Origin of the sequence: Henriciella sp. (genome assembly GCF_029936995.1) — a bacterium.
Classification (GTDB): Bacteria; Pseudomonadota; Alphaproteobacteria; order Caulobacterales; family Hyphomonadaceae; genus Henriciella.
The window spans coordinates 1-12910 of sequence record NZ_JAPYRE010000014.1 but is presented as its reverse complement, the minus strand read 5'-3'; the positions used below and the strand labels follow the sequence as shown (position 1 = coordinate 12910).

14 protein-coding genes and 1 pseudogene are annotated in these 12910 nt (G+C 59.8%); 4 read left to right on the top strand and 11 right to left on the bottom strand.

The window, feature by feature from the left end; translation table 11 throughout:
* Window positions 1–64: 64 nt before the first annotated feature.
* The 4 genes from Q1K31_RS16500 to Q1K31_RS16485 all read right to left on the bottom strand — a co-directional run bounded on the left by Q1K31_RS16500 (window position 65) and on the right by Q1K31_RS16485 (window position 2599).
* The gene (locus tag Q1K31_RS16500) at window positions 65–1414 is read right to left on the bottom strand and encodes an NAD(P)/FAD-dependent oxidoreductase (RefSeq protein ID WP_300382021.1); all 1350 of its coding nucleotides are present in this window, start codon (window positions 1412–1414) and stop codon (window positions 65–67) included.
* A gap of 144 nt (window positions 1415–1558) precedes the next feature.
* Window positions 1559–1798 (bottom strand): mercury resistance system transport protein MerF, encoded by a 240-nt coding sequence (gene merF, locus Q1K31_RS16495; protein ID WP_367187600.1) that lies wholly within the window; start codon window positions 1796–1798, stop codon window positions 1559–1561.
* Between the two features lie 88 nt (window positions 1799–1886).
* A complete protein-coding gene (locus tag Q1K31_RS16490) occupies window positions 1887–2210 on the bottom strand; it encodes a heavy metal-associated domain-containing protein (protein ID WP_300382017.1) in 324 nt (107 codons plus the stop codon).
* A 14-nt stretch (window positions 2211–2224) separates the two neighbouring features.
* Complete coding sequence (locus Q1K31_RS16485; RefSeq protein ID WP_300382015.1) at window positions 2225–2599, bottom strand: mercuric transporter MerT family protein; 375 nt, start codon at window positions 2597–2599, stop codon at window positions 2225–2227.
* 80 nt (window positions 2600–2679) lie between these two features.
* Here Q1K31_RS16485 and Q1K31_RS16480 point away from each other — a divergent pair, with 80 nt between their 5' ends.
* Window positions 2680–3096 carry a helix-turn-helix domain-containing protein gene (locus Q1K31_RS16480; protein WP_300382013.1) on the top strand — a complete coding sequence of 139 codons (417 nt, stop codon included), beginning with the start codon at window positions 2680–2682 and terminating at the stop codon, window positions 3094–3096.
* Window positions 3097–3323: 227 nt separating this feature from the next.
* Window positions 3324–3679: pseudogene (locus tag Q1K31_RS16700) on the top strand (DUF3147 family protein).
* Between the two features lie 206 nt (window positions 3680–3885).
* Here Q1K31_RS16700 and Q1K31_RS16470 read toward each other — a convergent pair.
* The 7 genes from Q1K31_RS16470 to Q1K31_RS16440 form a co-directional block, all read right to left on the bottom strand.
* Window positions 3886–4818 carry a cation diffusion facilitator family transporter gene (locus Q1K31_RS16470; RefSeq protein WP_084396460.1) on the bottom strand — a complete coding sequence of 311 codons (933 nt, stop codon included), beginning with the start codon at window positions 4816–4818 and terminating at the stop codon, window positions 3886–3888.
* Window positions 4802–5050, bottom strand: a complete 249-nt coding sequence (locus Q1K31_RS16465) for a hypothetical protein (RefSeq protein ID WP_300382008.1) — start codon at window positions 5048–5050, stop codon at window positions 4802–4804. Before Q1K31_RS16465 ends, Q1K31_RS16470 begins: the two co-directional genes overlap by 17 nt.
* The gene (locus tag Q1K31_RS16460) at window positions 5034–8147 is read right to left on the bottom strand and encodes a CusA/CzcA family heavy metal efflux RND transporter (protein ID WP_300382006.1); all 3114 of its coding nucleotides are present in this window, start codon (window positions 8145–8147) and stop codon (window positions 5034–5036) included. Before Q1K31_RS16460 ends, Q1K31_RS16465 begins: the two co-directional genes overlap by 17 nt.
* 12 nt (window positions 8148–8159) lie before the next feature.
* Window positions 8160–9404 (bottom strand): efflux RND transporter periplasmic adaptor subunit, encoded by a 1245-nt coding sequence (locus tag Q1K31_RS16455; protein WP_300382004.1) that lies wholly within the window; start codon window positions 9402–9404, stop codon window positions 8160–8162.
* Window positions 9401–10696, bottom strand: a complete 1296-nt coding sequence (locus tag Q1K31_RS16450) for a TolC family protein (RefSeq protein WP_300382002.1) — start codon at window positions 10694–10696, stop codon at window positions 9401–9403. Before Q1K31_RS16450 ends, Q1K31_RS16455 begins: the two co-directional genes overlap by 4 nt.
* A 72-nt stretch (window positions 10697–10768) precedes the next feature.
* Window positions 10769–11077 (bottom strand): hypothetical protein, encoded by a 309-nt coding sequence (locus Q1K31_RS16445; protein WP_300382000.1) that lies wholly within the window; start codon window positions 11075–11077, stop codon window positions 10769–10771.
* Window positions 11078–11210: 133 nt separating this feature from the next.
* Window positions 11211–11669, bottom strand: coding sequence for a helix-turn-helix domain-containing protein (locus Q1K31_RS16440; protein ID WP_300381998.1), 459 nt, complete (start codon window positions 11667–11669; stop codon window positions 11211–11213).
* A gap of 82 nt (window positions 11670–11751) precedes the next feature.
* Here Q1K31_RS16440 and Q1K31_RS16435 point away from each other — a divergent pair, with 82 nt between their 5' ends.
* Window positions 11752–12330: an isoprenylcysteine carboxylmethyltransferase family protein gene (locus Q1K31_RS16435; RefSeq protein ID WP_300381996.1), complete on the top strand. Its 579-nt coding sequence runs from the start codon at window positions 11752–11754 to the stop codon at window positions 12328–12330.
* On the top strand, window positions 12327–12910 hold a 584-nt coding region (locus Q1K31_RS16430; protein ID WP_300381994.1), incomplete at its 3' end, for a cation transporter. The genes Q1K31_RS16435 and Q1K31_RS16430, both read left to right, overlap by 4 nt.

Here is a 12910-nt window from a genome sequence, read left to right as displayed (position 1 = left end):
TCCATTGTTTCTTCCTTGGCTTAAGATTCGGTCTCGCAACGCGGCCTCGATCAAATATTGGCAATCACACCATCGACCCGATATCGGAGGCGTAGCTGGGATAGGCGAAGATCATTGCCTTGATCTGGTTGGCGGTCAGGCTGGCACGCATGGCCATGGCAAAAAGATTGATCTGTTCCTCCGCCCCCGGTCCGATCAGATGTGCGCCCAGGATCTTGCCGGTGCCGTGCTCGACCAGAACCTTGTAGGCGGTGTGTCTCGCGCCGACGCGGAGCGACGAGTACCAGCGGTCAGTCTTCTCGAAATGAGTGTCGAACTTAAGACCCTGTTCCCTGGCCGCTGCTTGCGAAAGTCCGACGCTGGCTACCATGGGCAGGGTGAATACAACCGACGGGATCGGCGGATATTTAACGGTCCGCTCGTCCTTTCCGGCCAGCAGGTTCTTGCCCGCCACACGCCCCTCAAATGCGGATACTGGAGTCAGGTTGGGGCCGCTATCAGCACAATCCCCGGCAGCGAAGATCGCGGGATTGCTCGTGCGCATCGAGGCATTCACCTGGATACCCCGGCGGGTATACTCGACCCCGGCGGCTTCAAGGTTCAGGCTGTCTATATGAGGCACGCGGCCCGTGCCATGCACCACCAGATCGCAGGTCACGGTTTCAGGACCGTCCGTACGTTCCACCGTGACGGTAAACTCATTGCCCTGTTTTTCGATCTCCAGCACTTTCGCCCTGGTGCGCAAGTCGATGCCAAGCTCTTCCGTGCCTTCGACAAGCAGGTCAACCAGATCGGAGTCGAAGTTGCTCAAGGGGCGATCGGCCATTTCGAGTACAGTGACTTCGCGGACCCCGGCGCGCCTGGCGATGTGAGCGAACTCCATGGCGATGAAGCCACCCCCGACAAAAGCGATCCGGTCTGGCCGTCCGGTCAGTCCGAGGAACTCGGTACTGCTGGTCAGATACTCCTCGCCCGGAATGTTCAGCGTCATCGGACGTGCGCCGGTGGCAATGTGGAAATGTTTTGCGCGCAGGGTCTCCCCATTCAGCTCGATACTATCCGGTCCTGTGAACCGCGCCTGACCATGCAGTACGTCGATCCCTGCCTTCTCCATCCCGGCTTCTATGCGCGGTGGCATCGCATCGGTAAACGTGCGCTTGAAAGCCATCATGTCCGGCCAGTCGAGGAAAGCTTGCGCCTTCAGGCCCTTGCCCTTCATCCTCTCCGCCCAGTCGAGACCCTCTGTGACAGCGACCAGCATCTTCTTTGGGTCGCAACCGCGCAGGGCGCAGGTGCCACCATGGGGCAGGCTGTCGATACTCGCGACACTCCAGCCGGCCTTTGCGGCCATCCCGGCGACACCGTTGCCCCCGGTTCCACCGCCAATCACGATAAGGTCATATACGTCTTTCATGCCGTGTCTCCATTGATTGCGCTGATTGTCATGCGCAGAAAGTCCCGATACATGTTCAATTAATTGGGGCAGCCCCTCCACAATCCGCACCTGCGAGCTGGTCCAGTCGGAAATGAGCTGCCCATCGCGGAACGTATTGGACCATCAGGGCTGGTCCCCCTCGGGATCGCATTGCCGCCGTTGCCGACGCCAGACAGCATAGACTGTCAGCGCAATGAACAGGGCAAGCGTGGGCAGGAGTACATAGTCGAGCCAGCCCAGAGCTGCCGACAGACCTACCACACCAAGCAGTATCACCAGCACGGGTGTGAAGCAGCAAAGCGCCACGACGACGGTACCGGCCAAGCCAGTTATCAGCATTTTTCGGTCAGTATTTTTTGACATCCGAGCGAAAGCCTTTTGTGAAAATCTGATCTTGTCTAGGCGCCCTCGCGGTGAAGTGGCTCAACAGGACGCTTAAGATGCCGTGCACTCAGCGGGACGCAAAACTAGCGGGATATCCGACATTGGTTGACGCGGCAGCGATCGCCTCAGGCGTTGTCTCAGACGGATCGTAAACCACCTCGGCGGTCCTTGCCGCATAGTCGATGTCGGCAGATTTGACGCCCTCAACACGCATCATCGCCTTTCTGACAGCAATCGGGCATGTGGCACAGGTCATGTTATCGATCGTGAACCGCGTCGAAGCCTCCACCGCTTCTGCTACAGGCGTTCCGGCTTTCTGTGGTCCAGCATATGCCCAGCCGCCGGCGATCACGAGCGCCGCCAGTCCGGTCAGAATCCATGTTCGCTTCATGCTTGTCTCCTCGGTTAGTAAAAGAACGGGGCCCATAGATCGATGGTCAGGGCCGCCAGTACGATCAGTGTCCCGCTCCACAAGGCGGCCTGTTTGGTCACGGACGCGTGGGGACGAGCACAGACGCTGCCATCCTCGCAGGCCCTGGTTTTTCGAAAATAGACATCCCAGAATCCCGCCGCGAGAAATCCGATCGCAACAAGAAGAAAAAGCGGCTTGTAGGGTTCCAGCATGGTCAACTGGCCGATCCACGCTCCGGATATACCGAGACTGATCAGCACAAGCGGTACGATGCAGCAAGACGATGCAAGGACTGCCCCCAGCATACCACCTGCGACAAGCCATCGTGAGCGATGCGTATTTGCTGGACGGTTTTCCACATTTGTCATGACCAGCGATTTCCTGTTGCCTTATTAATCACGGTCACGTTACGCTCTGTAGTCGGTACAGAGGCAAGCAGGAAATTCATATGGGCATCACATCGCCGCGAGCGGAGCTCAAACGCGCTGAACTGGCCGGGCGGCTGGGCTGTAATCTTGAGACGATCCGCTATTATGAAAAGATCGGCCTTCTGCCCGAACCGGCCCGCACGGCCAGTGGCCACCGGCTGTATTCGAATGGGGACCAGGTACGGCTGCGTTTCATATTGCGGGCCCGCAGTCTCGGCTTCTCGGTGGAAGATGTACGCTCACTGCTTGGCATCAATGATGGCAGGCCGAGTTGCGCGGACGTCAAGGCGCTGGCAGAAGCACATCGCGGCGATATCCGCAAACGCATCGCCGATCTGAGACAAATGGATCGACGGCTCGGCGAGATCATGGCTGGTTGCACCGGCGCTGAAACACCTGATTGCGCACTCACCGACAACCTGTTCGAAGACCGCTGATAAAAAGGGTCGGTACCAAGAGCGTTGTCTTACCGGCGTCAGAAGCGGCTTGCCTCTTTATAGTCGTGTTCATGGCTCACGCCCGTGCCGGGTTCAGTTGATCCCACGCTCACGACACTCGATAAGCCAGAAGCAGGCCGTCACAATGAGCTTTCGCCTTCACCACCATTTGAGAAGCTGCCATTTTCGTAGGGTTGAGCTCGCGGAACCATGAGCCGGAGACAAAATTGTTCCACCTATTTATCAAGGCTGTAATTTCAGCCATCCTCATCGTCGCCATTTCCGAAATCGGCAAGCGCAGCCCAGGCTTTGCGGCACTTGTGGCTTCACTTCCTCTCGTCTCGGTCCTGGGCATGATCTGGCTGTGGCGCGACACTGAAGACACATCCCGGCTGGCGGCCATTCAGCTGCCACATTCTGGTATGTTCTTCCAAGCCTGCCGATGTTCCTTCTGATCCCATGGCTGCTCGGCCGCGGCATTCCCTTTTATGGCGCCTTGATCCTGGGAGCAGCTATAACAATTGTGCTCTACTTCACGATGATCCTGATACTGCCCAGGCTAGGAGTAGAGCTCGGCAACTAGTACATTCAGTCGCTCCCCTTAAGGTCCAAACCCGTCTGTCAGGCCTTGTATCAAGCCTCATAAATGGGACGAGCGCACAAATTCCACTGCTCCCTGACACGTCAGCGAGTCGTGAACCCGCTGGATTTCGTGTTTGGAAGGTTCGCCTTCCCACGCAACCCCGGCGAGACCCATCATATTCTGTCAGTGTCCCGGCAGATACAGGATTACGCCTTCCACTGAGAATTCGAATGCCCGTAAACACCGGCGTTTTCGTGGGCATGATCTTCGTGCTCGAACTCAAGACTCGAATGAGCAATTCCGAAGCGCTCATGCAGACGCTCCTTGATCGCGGCCTTGACGGTCTCGATTCGAGACCAGTTTTCGCCGGACAAAACCACATGACAGTCAAGCGCTGTCTCATGCTCCTGCATCTGCCAGAGATGCACATGATGGACATCCACGACATCATCAACACTTCGCATCGCCTCAATGACGGCACCGTTGTCAATGTCCGGCGGACTGCCCAGCATTAACATATGGATCGGTCCGCCGATTTCGCGGAACGACAGATAGAGAATGTATACCGCGATACCGATCGTCACGAGCGGATCGACCAGTCTCCAGTCATAGAGGAGGATCAGCGTGCCGCCCGCGACAACGGCAATCGATGCAAGTGCATCCGACAGATTGTGAAGAAAGAGTGCCCGGATATTCACACTCCCTTTCTGCATCGAATAGGTCAGGAGCGCTGTCAGCGTATCGATAACTAGCGCAACACCCCCGAGAATGATCACTGTCCATCCGCCGACGGCCGGCGGATCGATGATTCGCATGACACCCTCATAGACCAGATAGAGGCCGATAATGATCAAGGAGGTGTAGTTGATCAGGGCTGCAACGATCTCGATGCGGCCATACCCAAAGGTCATCCGCTCATCAGCCGGTCGCCGCGCAATCTTGCGCGCAGCGAACGCGATGACAAGCGACGCCATGTCAGAGAAATTGTGCAGGGCATCGGCGATGAGCGCGAGACTGCCGGAGAAAACCCCTCCGACAACCTGCCCAATAGTGAGTAGTGCGTTTGCCCAGATAGCAATGGACACCCGACGATCACCGCTCTCGGGATCAAGACCGTCATGATCATGTGCGTGGCTCATGATCGGCCTCCTCTTCCAGCACATTGCGCTTGCACTCGAGATAAGCCCGTCGCCGCGCGTCTACCGCGTTTTTGACACGGCTCTTTGACGGTATCAGGCCGCATTCTTCCCGCACCTTGGCCGTCTGCTCACTTGAAAGGGACGCCATTGCGTTGTCGAGACTCCCGCAGCCCGCCAGGGCTGCGAGAGAAACGGACATGATCGCGACGCGAAGTTCACGATGGATGAACATGTTCAGCCTCCAGCAAGGAATGGTGCGCGTCTGGTTTTGGCGCAAACCAGCGGTGAAGGGCTGGCAGGACCAGAAGCGTCAACACGGTCGATGAAACGAGCCCGCCCATGACCACGGTTGCCAAGGGGCGCTGCACTTCCGCCCCGACGCCAGCTGCAAAGAGCAAGGGCGCCAGCCCGAGTGCAGTCGTCAGCGCGGTCATCAGCACCGGACGTGCCCGCAATCCAGCCGCCTCGACGGCAAGCTCATCGCGGTCCCGGCCTTCCCTGGCAAAGTCGTCCATGAAGCTGACAAGCACCATGCCATTACCGAGCGCGATGCCGAACAGGGCAATAAAGCCGACCGTCGCGGGGACGGAGATCGGCAGGCCCGCGACCCAGAGCGCCATAGCTCCACCGGTCAGCGCCAGTGGAATGTTGAGCAGGATTAGGACGGCTGACTTCATGCGCCCGAAGGTCAGAAGCAGGATCAGGAACACGATGCCGAGCGTGATCGGGATCACGACGGCAAAGCGCTGATTGGCCTCCTGCTGGAGCTCGAACTGGCCGCCCCACTCAACGCGGTAACCGGCCGGCAGATCGAGCTGAGCTGAAACCACGTCTTGCGCATCACCGACATAGCTGCCGATATCACGCCCACGTACGTTCAGCTGGACGGTTATAAACCGCTCCCCATTCTCGCGGGTGATCTGGCGGGGGCCGATAATCTCCCTGATATCGGCCACACTTTCCAGCGGCACGCGCGCGCCACTGGCTGACTCCAGGATGATCCGGCCGATCGCTTCTGGCGTATCCCGGTCCGCCTCGGCATAGCGCACGATGACGGGGAACTGGCGAACCCCTTCGAACACAGCCCCGGCTTGCGCCCCGCCAACACCTGAACGAAGTGCCTCCAGCGCGTCCTCGACACTCAGACCATATCGGCCGAGCGCCGGACGATCCAGCGAGACAACGAGCTGCGGTGCGCCGGTGATCTGGTCGGCCTGGACGTCGGTTGCCCCCGGCACGTCCTGGAGGATCGACTGCAGCGCCTGTGACCCCTCAAGCAGAACCTCCGTATCAGGCCCGAAAATCTTGACCGCCAGTTGCGCCTTCGTGCCGGTGAGAAGTTCATCGACCGACATTGCAATCGGCTGGCCGACATTGACCCGGACGCCGGGGAAGCTGCCGAGATTTTCGGATATCGATGCGCGCAGCTCGTCCGGGGTCATCCCGTCCCGCCATTCACTTTGCGGTCTGAGCGCGACGAAGGCCTCGATACTGTTGACCGGGTCGGCATGGGCGCCGACCTCCCCCCGCCCGATGCGGCTGACAATCGAACTGATTTCCGGGAAGGTCTCAAGCAGACGGCTCTCGATGCGGGTCGACGTCTCCTTCGCCTCAGTCAATGAAATGGACGGCGCCATTGTCACCCTGAGAAGGACATCGCCTTCCTCCAGGGCCGGGGTAAACTCCGAACCAAGCCGGGTTGCCGACAACCCTCCAACGACAAGCAGGATGCCCGCCAGACCGAGGGCGGCAAGGCGCCGCCTGACAAAGAAGGCTGCGACCGGCTTGATGGTGCGGGTCAGGCGACTGTCGCCCTGTTTTACATTGCTTTTTGGCGGACGCATCAGACCGAGCGCCATTGCCGGTGCAATAAGGGCCGCATAGATCAGCGACCCCGTCATGGCGAGCGCCGCGGAGGCTGCCAGCGGGCGGAACGTCTTGCCTTCAGTGCCCTGTAACGAGAACAGGGGCAGGAAGACAATAATTACCACCGCAACGGCAGCAATCAGCGGCGCGATCACTTCAGCACTCGATCGGGCGACCGTTGTGCGACTGTCTTCGCCGTCGCGTCGTTCACGGAAACCGCGATCGACGTTTTCAGCGATCACGATGGCCCCGTCGACCATCATCCCGATGGCGATGGCCACCCCGCCAAGCGTCATCAGATTGGCACCGATACCAAGCGCATTCATCGCGACGAAGGCAAAGCCGACAGAAAACGGGATCGACATCACCACGACCAGGCTCGGCCGCCAGCCTCCGAGGAACAGGAAGACGATGACGGCGACCAGAAGCGCGCCCTGCCAGAGCGCGGTCGTCACTGTGGCGGCTGCCTTCTGAACAAGGGTTCCCTGGTCATAATAAGGTACCGCCTTCACCCCTTCTGGTAGCGAGGCGTTGATCTCGTCAAAGCGCGCCTGTGCGTTCTCGATGACTTCCGAGGTATTGGTGCCATAGAGTTTCAGCACCAGGCCGGCGACCGTCTCCCCGTTGCCATTGGCGGTCGCAAGGCCCTGCCGGACGCCCCCGCCAATCGCGACTTCACCGAGATCAGCAACGCGAACCGGACGCCCATCCACTGTTTTCACAGGTGTCTCACGCAGGTCGTCAAGGGTTTTGGCGAGACCAACACCGCGTACCGTGTACTGCTCCGCACCAATTTCGATGAACTGGGCCCCGGCGGTCCTGTTTGCACTCTCCAGCGCATCGATCACTTCGCTAACGCTCAGATCGTAGGAGGTCAGCTGGTCTGGATCGAGACGGACCTGGTACTGCTTTTCAAACCCGCCGAGCGAAAGAACCTCGGTCACGCCTTCCACGGACTGAAGCGGATACTTGATCATCCAGTCGGCAATCTCGCGCAATTCGACGAGAGACCGCTCACCTGTCTCGTCCACGAGACGGTAATACATGATGATACCGAGACCGGTCGAAATCGGCCCCATCTTTGGGGTCCCGAACCCCTCGGGTATGGCTTCGCCCGCTTCGCCGAGGCGTTCGCCAACCACCTGCCGGGCAAAATAGACGTCAGTGCCATCCTCGAAATAGATATTGATAACGGACAGGCCAAAATTCGAAGTGGAGCGGATTTCCTCCACCTTGGGCAGGCCGGACATGGACGTCTCGATCGGATAGGTCACATAGCGTTCGACCTCTTCCGGCGAAAGACCTTCGGTCTCTGTGAAGACCTGGACCAGTGAAGGCGACGGATCTGGAAAGGCGTCGACGGGCAGGCTGCGAAAGGCAAACAGGCCGCCGATGGAAAGGGCGAGTGCGGCGATGGCGGCAAGCAGCCGTCCCCCCGCAAGTCGATGCATCAAACTTAACATTATGCTTGCCTCCTAGTGGCCATGGCCGTCGCCAAAGGCGTCTTTTTCAAGCTGCGCTTTCAGGGTGAAGGCACCTTCGGCGACGAAGGCCTCGCCTGCCTGGAGCCCGGAGAGAATCTCGGAATATCCTCCGGCACTGGTGCCTGTGCGCACCTCGCGCGGTTCGAAGCCATCTTCCGTCGGGACGAATACAGACATCCTGTCCTCAACGCTGACGATGGCATCGGATGGAACCCTCACCACGGACTGCGTTTCGCCCGTTTCAATCCGGGCGGTCACGAACTGCCCGGGTTTGAGCCTCCCTTGGGCGTTATCGACGATGACACGCGCGGTCGCTGTACGGGATGTCTCATCGATAACAGGCAGTATGGTTGAAATCGTTCCCTCGGCGAGCATGCTGCCATCATCCTGCTGAAGGCTCACGGCCTGACCTTCGTCGACCTTCCCGAGATCTTCCTTGTAAACCGCGATATCGGCCCAGACGACACTGTCATCGATGATGACAAACATGGGTTCGCCGCCGGCCGAGACGGTTTCCCCGAGCGACACACTGCGCTGTATCACTTCTCCGGTGATCGGCGCGGTGACGTAGGCCTGGGCCAGGGCCCCATCCTCAGCGTCATCCAGCCTGTCCAGAACGCCATGACCGATGCCGACGGCATGAAGCCTGTTTTCGGCCGCTTCCCGGGCGGCATTGGCGGCCGAGTAAGCTGCACGTGCCGCCTGCACATCGGCTTCGGATGTGATCTTCTGTTGCCAGAGTTTTTCCTCGCGCGCCAGTTCGGTCCGCGCCAGACGTTCGGCGCTCAGCGCATTCAGATAATCGGCCTTGAGGCCGGCAAGCTCACGGCTGGTCAGGCGGGCAAGGGTTGCGCCGGCTTTCACCGTGTCGCCTTCGCCCACATGAAGCTTGGCAACAATGCCTTCTACCTTTGGCGAGACCCTTGCCACACGGTCTGCATCGAAGCGGATTTCAGCGGGCAGCTCCAACTGCCCAGCAACGGCTCCTGTGCCGGCTTCGACTGTCCGGATGCCGACGGCCTCGGCCGCCCTGGAGCTGAGCTCGACATGATCTCCAGCCGCTTCGTCATCGCCCTCAGGGTCTGCGCCGTCAGCTTCTTCATGGCGACCATGATTATCTTCGGCTTCCAGGGTTACCTGGTTTGCCGCAGGCGAACCGGGCGTGTCATTGCTACACGCGGCGAAATACAAGAGCGCTGGCGATAGCAGCGCCGCATGGAACACGTTCATTTTCATTGGATCTCTCCTTCAAACGGTGCGGCGCCGATCAGGGCGCGCAACCGCAGGGTTTGTGTCTGGAGCGCCAGCCGGGCATCGATGATGGCAGCGCGTGTCTGGATTAGGCTACGCCGGGCATCGAGCGTGGCCGTGAGGTCGAACTTGCCGACCCGATAGCCCTCTGCGGCTGAGGCATAGGCGTCTTCGGCGAGCGGCAGAGCCTCGCTCTCAAGGCGTTGCAACCGGGACTTCGCCGCCCGGACCCGTGCTGCCAGGCTTGACTGCTCGGCTCTCAGCCTTGCTTCGACGGCGCGAGCATTGAGGTCCGCGCCTTCGGTTCGAAACCGGGCCGCCCGTGTGGCATCCTGGTTTCGATCGAAAATGGGGAGCGGAACACTGACACCGGCCAGGAAGGCACTGTCTCCAGTATCTTCGAACCGGCGAAAACCCGCCGAGACCGTTAAATCCGGGAGCGCACCGGCCCGTTCAAGATCGGTTTCAGCCTTTCTGGCCTTCCGGTTTGCGACGGCTGCAGCAAGCCGCGGATTGCCGGTGACCGCTGCAGCCTCATGAGCCCCTTCGCGCCGAAAGGTCTGTTTATCTGCGATGGGCAAGCCGAAATCGACATCCGGACTTCCCCAGACAGATGCGAGTGCCAGGGCACTTGCCTCAACCTGTCCGCGGGCCGCATCGGCCTCGGCTTCAAGGGATGCAGCTTCTGACTTTGCCCGGGAGAGTTCCGGTGGCGCAGCTGCCCCGGCCTCCACACGGCGCTCGACCACACTGGCGAGCTCGTCCGCGAGTTCAGCCGATGCGTCTGCCACATCGGCCATCTCCTGGGCCGCGTCAAGCTCGAGAAAAAGCTCACCGGCGAGTGTCTGCACTTCGCGGCGCTGAACACTGCATGCCGCACTGGCGAGCGCAGCACGGGCACGTCCGGCCTGTTCAGCCAGGCGCCGCTTCCCGCCAAGGCGAAAAGTCTGCGACAGCACCGCCGTCGTCTCAAAGGCATCGAAGCCTCCAAGCGAACCTGTTCCGGCGAAATTTTCTGTTTCCAGGGACAGCGTCGGATTGAGGCGCCGGCCTGCCTGGTCGGCATCGGCCGAAACGGCCCGGGCCTCCAGGGCTGCCCGCAGCACTTCCGGCGCAGAACGCCCCGCCCGGGCAATCGCCGCTTCGAGTGTAAGGGGGTATGATTGGTTTATTTCTCGCTGATCGACTGGCTGAGAGCCGCATCCATCAGCATATGCCGCTCCGGCCATGACAGGCAGAGCGAGCGCGGCAACCGCGCCGCGTAATATAAGTTTCATTGGGATTTTATCCTCGGCTAGACTCAACGACCGCGCAGGGGTGGCTGCGCATTCCAGACAGGTGTCGAGGGTCTAGGCGCGGGGCGGGCGATACAGGCCGTCAGCGCTGAGGACTGCAGGATCGTTCTGCAAGCGGACAAGACGCTTGTGTTGTGTTGGTGGACCGAAGGCCCGGCAGAGATCACCGCCATCCAGCATGTGTATGTGGCATCCGCCACAGTGATGCACGCGGTGCTCATGACCTTCGTGCGAAGGGTCATCTGCAGGATCTTCCCCCGGTGCTTCAACATCCGAGCAGTCAGATTGACTGACATCCACGGGGTGGGCCGCATCGACCGCTGCACTCATCGGCGCCACGACAAAGGCGAACGTCATGATCATGACGAGCATTGTCCTCAGAGGCGTTATGAACTGGGCCGGATGCATGATATCGAGGTAGCAGCTTTCGCGAATAATCAAGTTACTGGCTTAAGACTTATTTACGTAACATCTCCAGTCACTAGAAGGTCAAGTCCTATTTTGACGGCAGTGCTGCAAGAACCTCTTTTCCGGCATGCTCCTCATGCAAGCACTGCTCATGATGGCCCAGCGCTGCAAGCACTGAGCAAGATGCGATCTTCCCGCCCTCGCAGGCGGTGATCATGCGCTTGAGCTCGGCTTCAAGCGCTTCGAGCTGGGTCAGCCTGCGTCGAACCTCGCCCAGCTGGCGGCGGGCGATCTGGTCGACCAGATCGCAGTCCCTGCCGGGGTCCACCTGCAACGAAATCAGCTCCCGGATCGCCGAGACCGGAAAGCCTAGGTCCCTGGCATGCCGAATAAAGCCAAGACGCTCGACAGCGGCGTCGCCATACAGTCTTTGTCCACTCGCGCTCCGCTCCGGCTCATCGAGCAGGTCAATTGATTCATAGTAGCGTATCGTGGTGACCTTCACCCCGGTCGCCCCAGACAGTTTTCCGATCGTCATCAGGCTCATGCAGGAAACCTCTTGCCTCTACAGTTACTGTAGACTGTAGGGACTCCTTCCTGAGCCGTAAAGAGACCAAGGGAGCACGAAAGTGGCTGTCACATCTCAGATTCAGATACTTGGTACCGCTACAGGGGCGATCTTTTTCGCCGTATTCCTGTGGTCGGCTCTCTTCCCCGCGCGACGGCTCTGGCCACCCCAATCCTATTCCGGTCTGACCGCGGCCATCGTCTGGCTGGGCGACCTTGTCATTCTCGGAGCGGTCCTCTGGCTCGGAGTTTCAGGATGGAACGACATTGGTCTGCCGGACTGGGTACGCTTCGGTCCGGGGCTCGCCGCTTTCATTCTCGGCAACCTCATGATCTGGCCGGCAATGATCCGCTTCGGGTTCAACCAGAATTTCGGGGCCAAGGGCGAGTTGATGAAGGACGGGCTGTATCGTTACTCGCGTCATCCTCAATATATGGCCATCATCATATCGGCCATTGGCTGGGTGCTTCTCAGCGCTTCGGTCAGCGTCCTTCCGGTTCTAGCGGGCGCCGTTGCGGCCGTGATTGCAGCTCCCTTCGCAGAGGAATCCTGGCTCCAGGAAACATATGGCGACCAATACACAGCCTATCGGCGGCGCACGCCGCGTTTCATCGGACTTCCAAAGGAGACAGTTTCATGAGCGATTGCTGCGAACAGACATCTTTTGACGGAACATCGATATCCTATCGGCGCGCGCTTCTTGCCGTCATCGCGATCAACGCCACCATGTTCATCGTCGAGCTCTCCGCGGGTTACCTCGCCCGTTCCCAGGCCCTCAAGGCGGACGCGCTGGACTTTGGCGGCGATGCGGCAACCTATGCGATCAGCCTTGCCGTAATCGGTATGAGCGCTTCGGTGCGGGCCAAGGCCTCCCTGTTCAAGGCCGGGTCACTGGCGCTGATCGCGCTTTTCATCCTGGGATCCACGATCGTCCGTGTCTTTTCAGACGAGGCGCCGGAAACGGTCACGATGAGCATCATTGGCGGTCTGGCTCTGGCGGCCAATCTGCTGAGCGTCCTCATTCTACTGCGCTGGCGCGATGGCGACAGCAATGTCCGTTCCGTCTGGCTCTGCTCGCGCAATGATGCAATTGGTAATGTCGGTGTCATTGCCGCTGCCGGCATCGTCGCCCTAACCGGATCGCCCTGGCCGGATCTGATCGTCGCGGCCCTTCTGTCAGGCCTTTTCCTGCGCTCCTCGTGGGCAATCACGCTGCAGGC

Bases quoted from the DNA above. Each gene is read 5' to 3' on its own strand.
- Q1K31_RS16440 (WP_300381998.1), bottom strand. From the start codon at position 11,669: ATGAGCCTGATGACGATCGGAAAACTGTCTGGGGCGACCGGGGTGAAG.
- Q1K31_RS16460 (WP_300382006.1), bottom strand. From the start codon at position 8,147: ATGTTAAGTTTGATGCATCGACTTGCGGGGGGACGGCTGCTTGCCGCC.
- Q1K31_RS16465 (WP_300382008.1), bottom strand. From the start codon at position 5,050: ATGTTCATCCATCGTGAACTTCGCGTCGCGATCATGTCCGTTTCTCTC.
- merF (WP_367187600.1), bottom strand. From the start codon at position 1,798: ATGTCAAAAAATACTGACCGAAAAATGCTGATAACTGGCTTGGCCGGT.
- Q1K31_RS16450 (WP_300382002.1), bottom strand. From the start codon at position 10,696: ATGAAACTTATATTACGCGGCGCGGTTGCCGCGCTCGCTCTGCCTGTC.
- Q1K31_RS16485 (WP_300382015.1), bottom strand. From the start codon at position 2,599: ATGACAAATGTGGAAAACCGTCCAGCAAATACGCATCGCTCACGATGG.
- Q1K31_RS16500 (WP_300382021.1), bottom strand. From the start codon at position 1,414: ATGAAAGACGTATATGACCTTATCGTGATTGGCGGTGGAACCGGGGGC.
- Q1K31_RS16480 (WP_300382013.1), top strand. From the start codon at position 2,680: ATGGGCATCACATCGCCGCGAGCGGAGCTCAAACGCGCTGAACTGGCC.
- Q1K31_RS16445 (WP_300382000.1), bottom strand. From the start codon at position 11,077: ATGATCATGACGTTCGCCTTTGTCGTGGCGCCGATGAGTGCAGCGGTC.
- Q1K31_RS16490 (WP_300382017.1), bottom strand. From the start codon at position 2,210: ATGAAGCGAACATGGATTCTGACCGGACTGGCGGCGCTCGTGATCGCC.
- Q1K31_RS16470 (WP_084396460.1), bottom strand. From the start codon at position 4,818: ATGAGCCACGCACATGATCATGACGGTCTTGATCCCGAGAGCGGTGAT.
- Q1K31_RS16455 (WP_300382004.1), bottom strand. From the start codon at position 9,404: ATGAAAATGAACGTGTTCCATGCGGCGCTGCTATCGCCAGCGCTCTTG.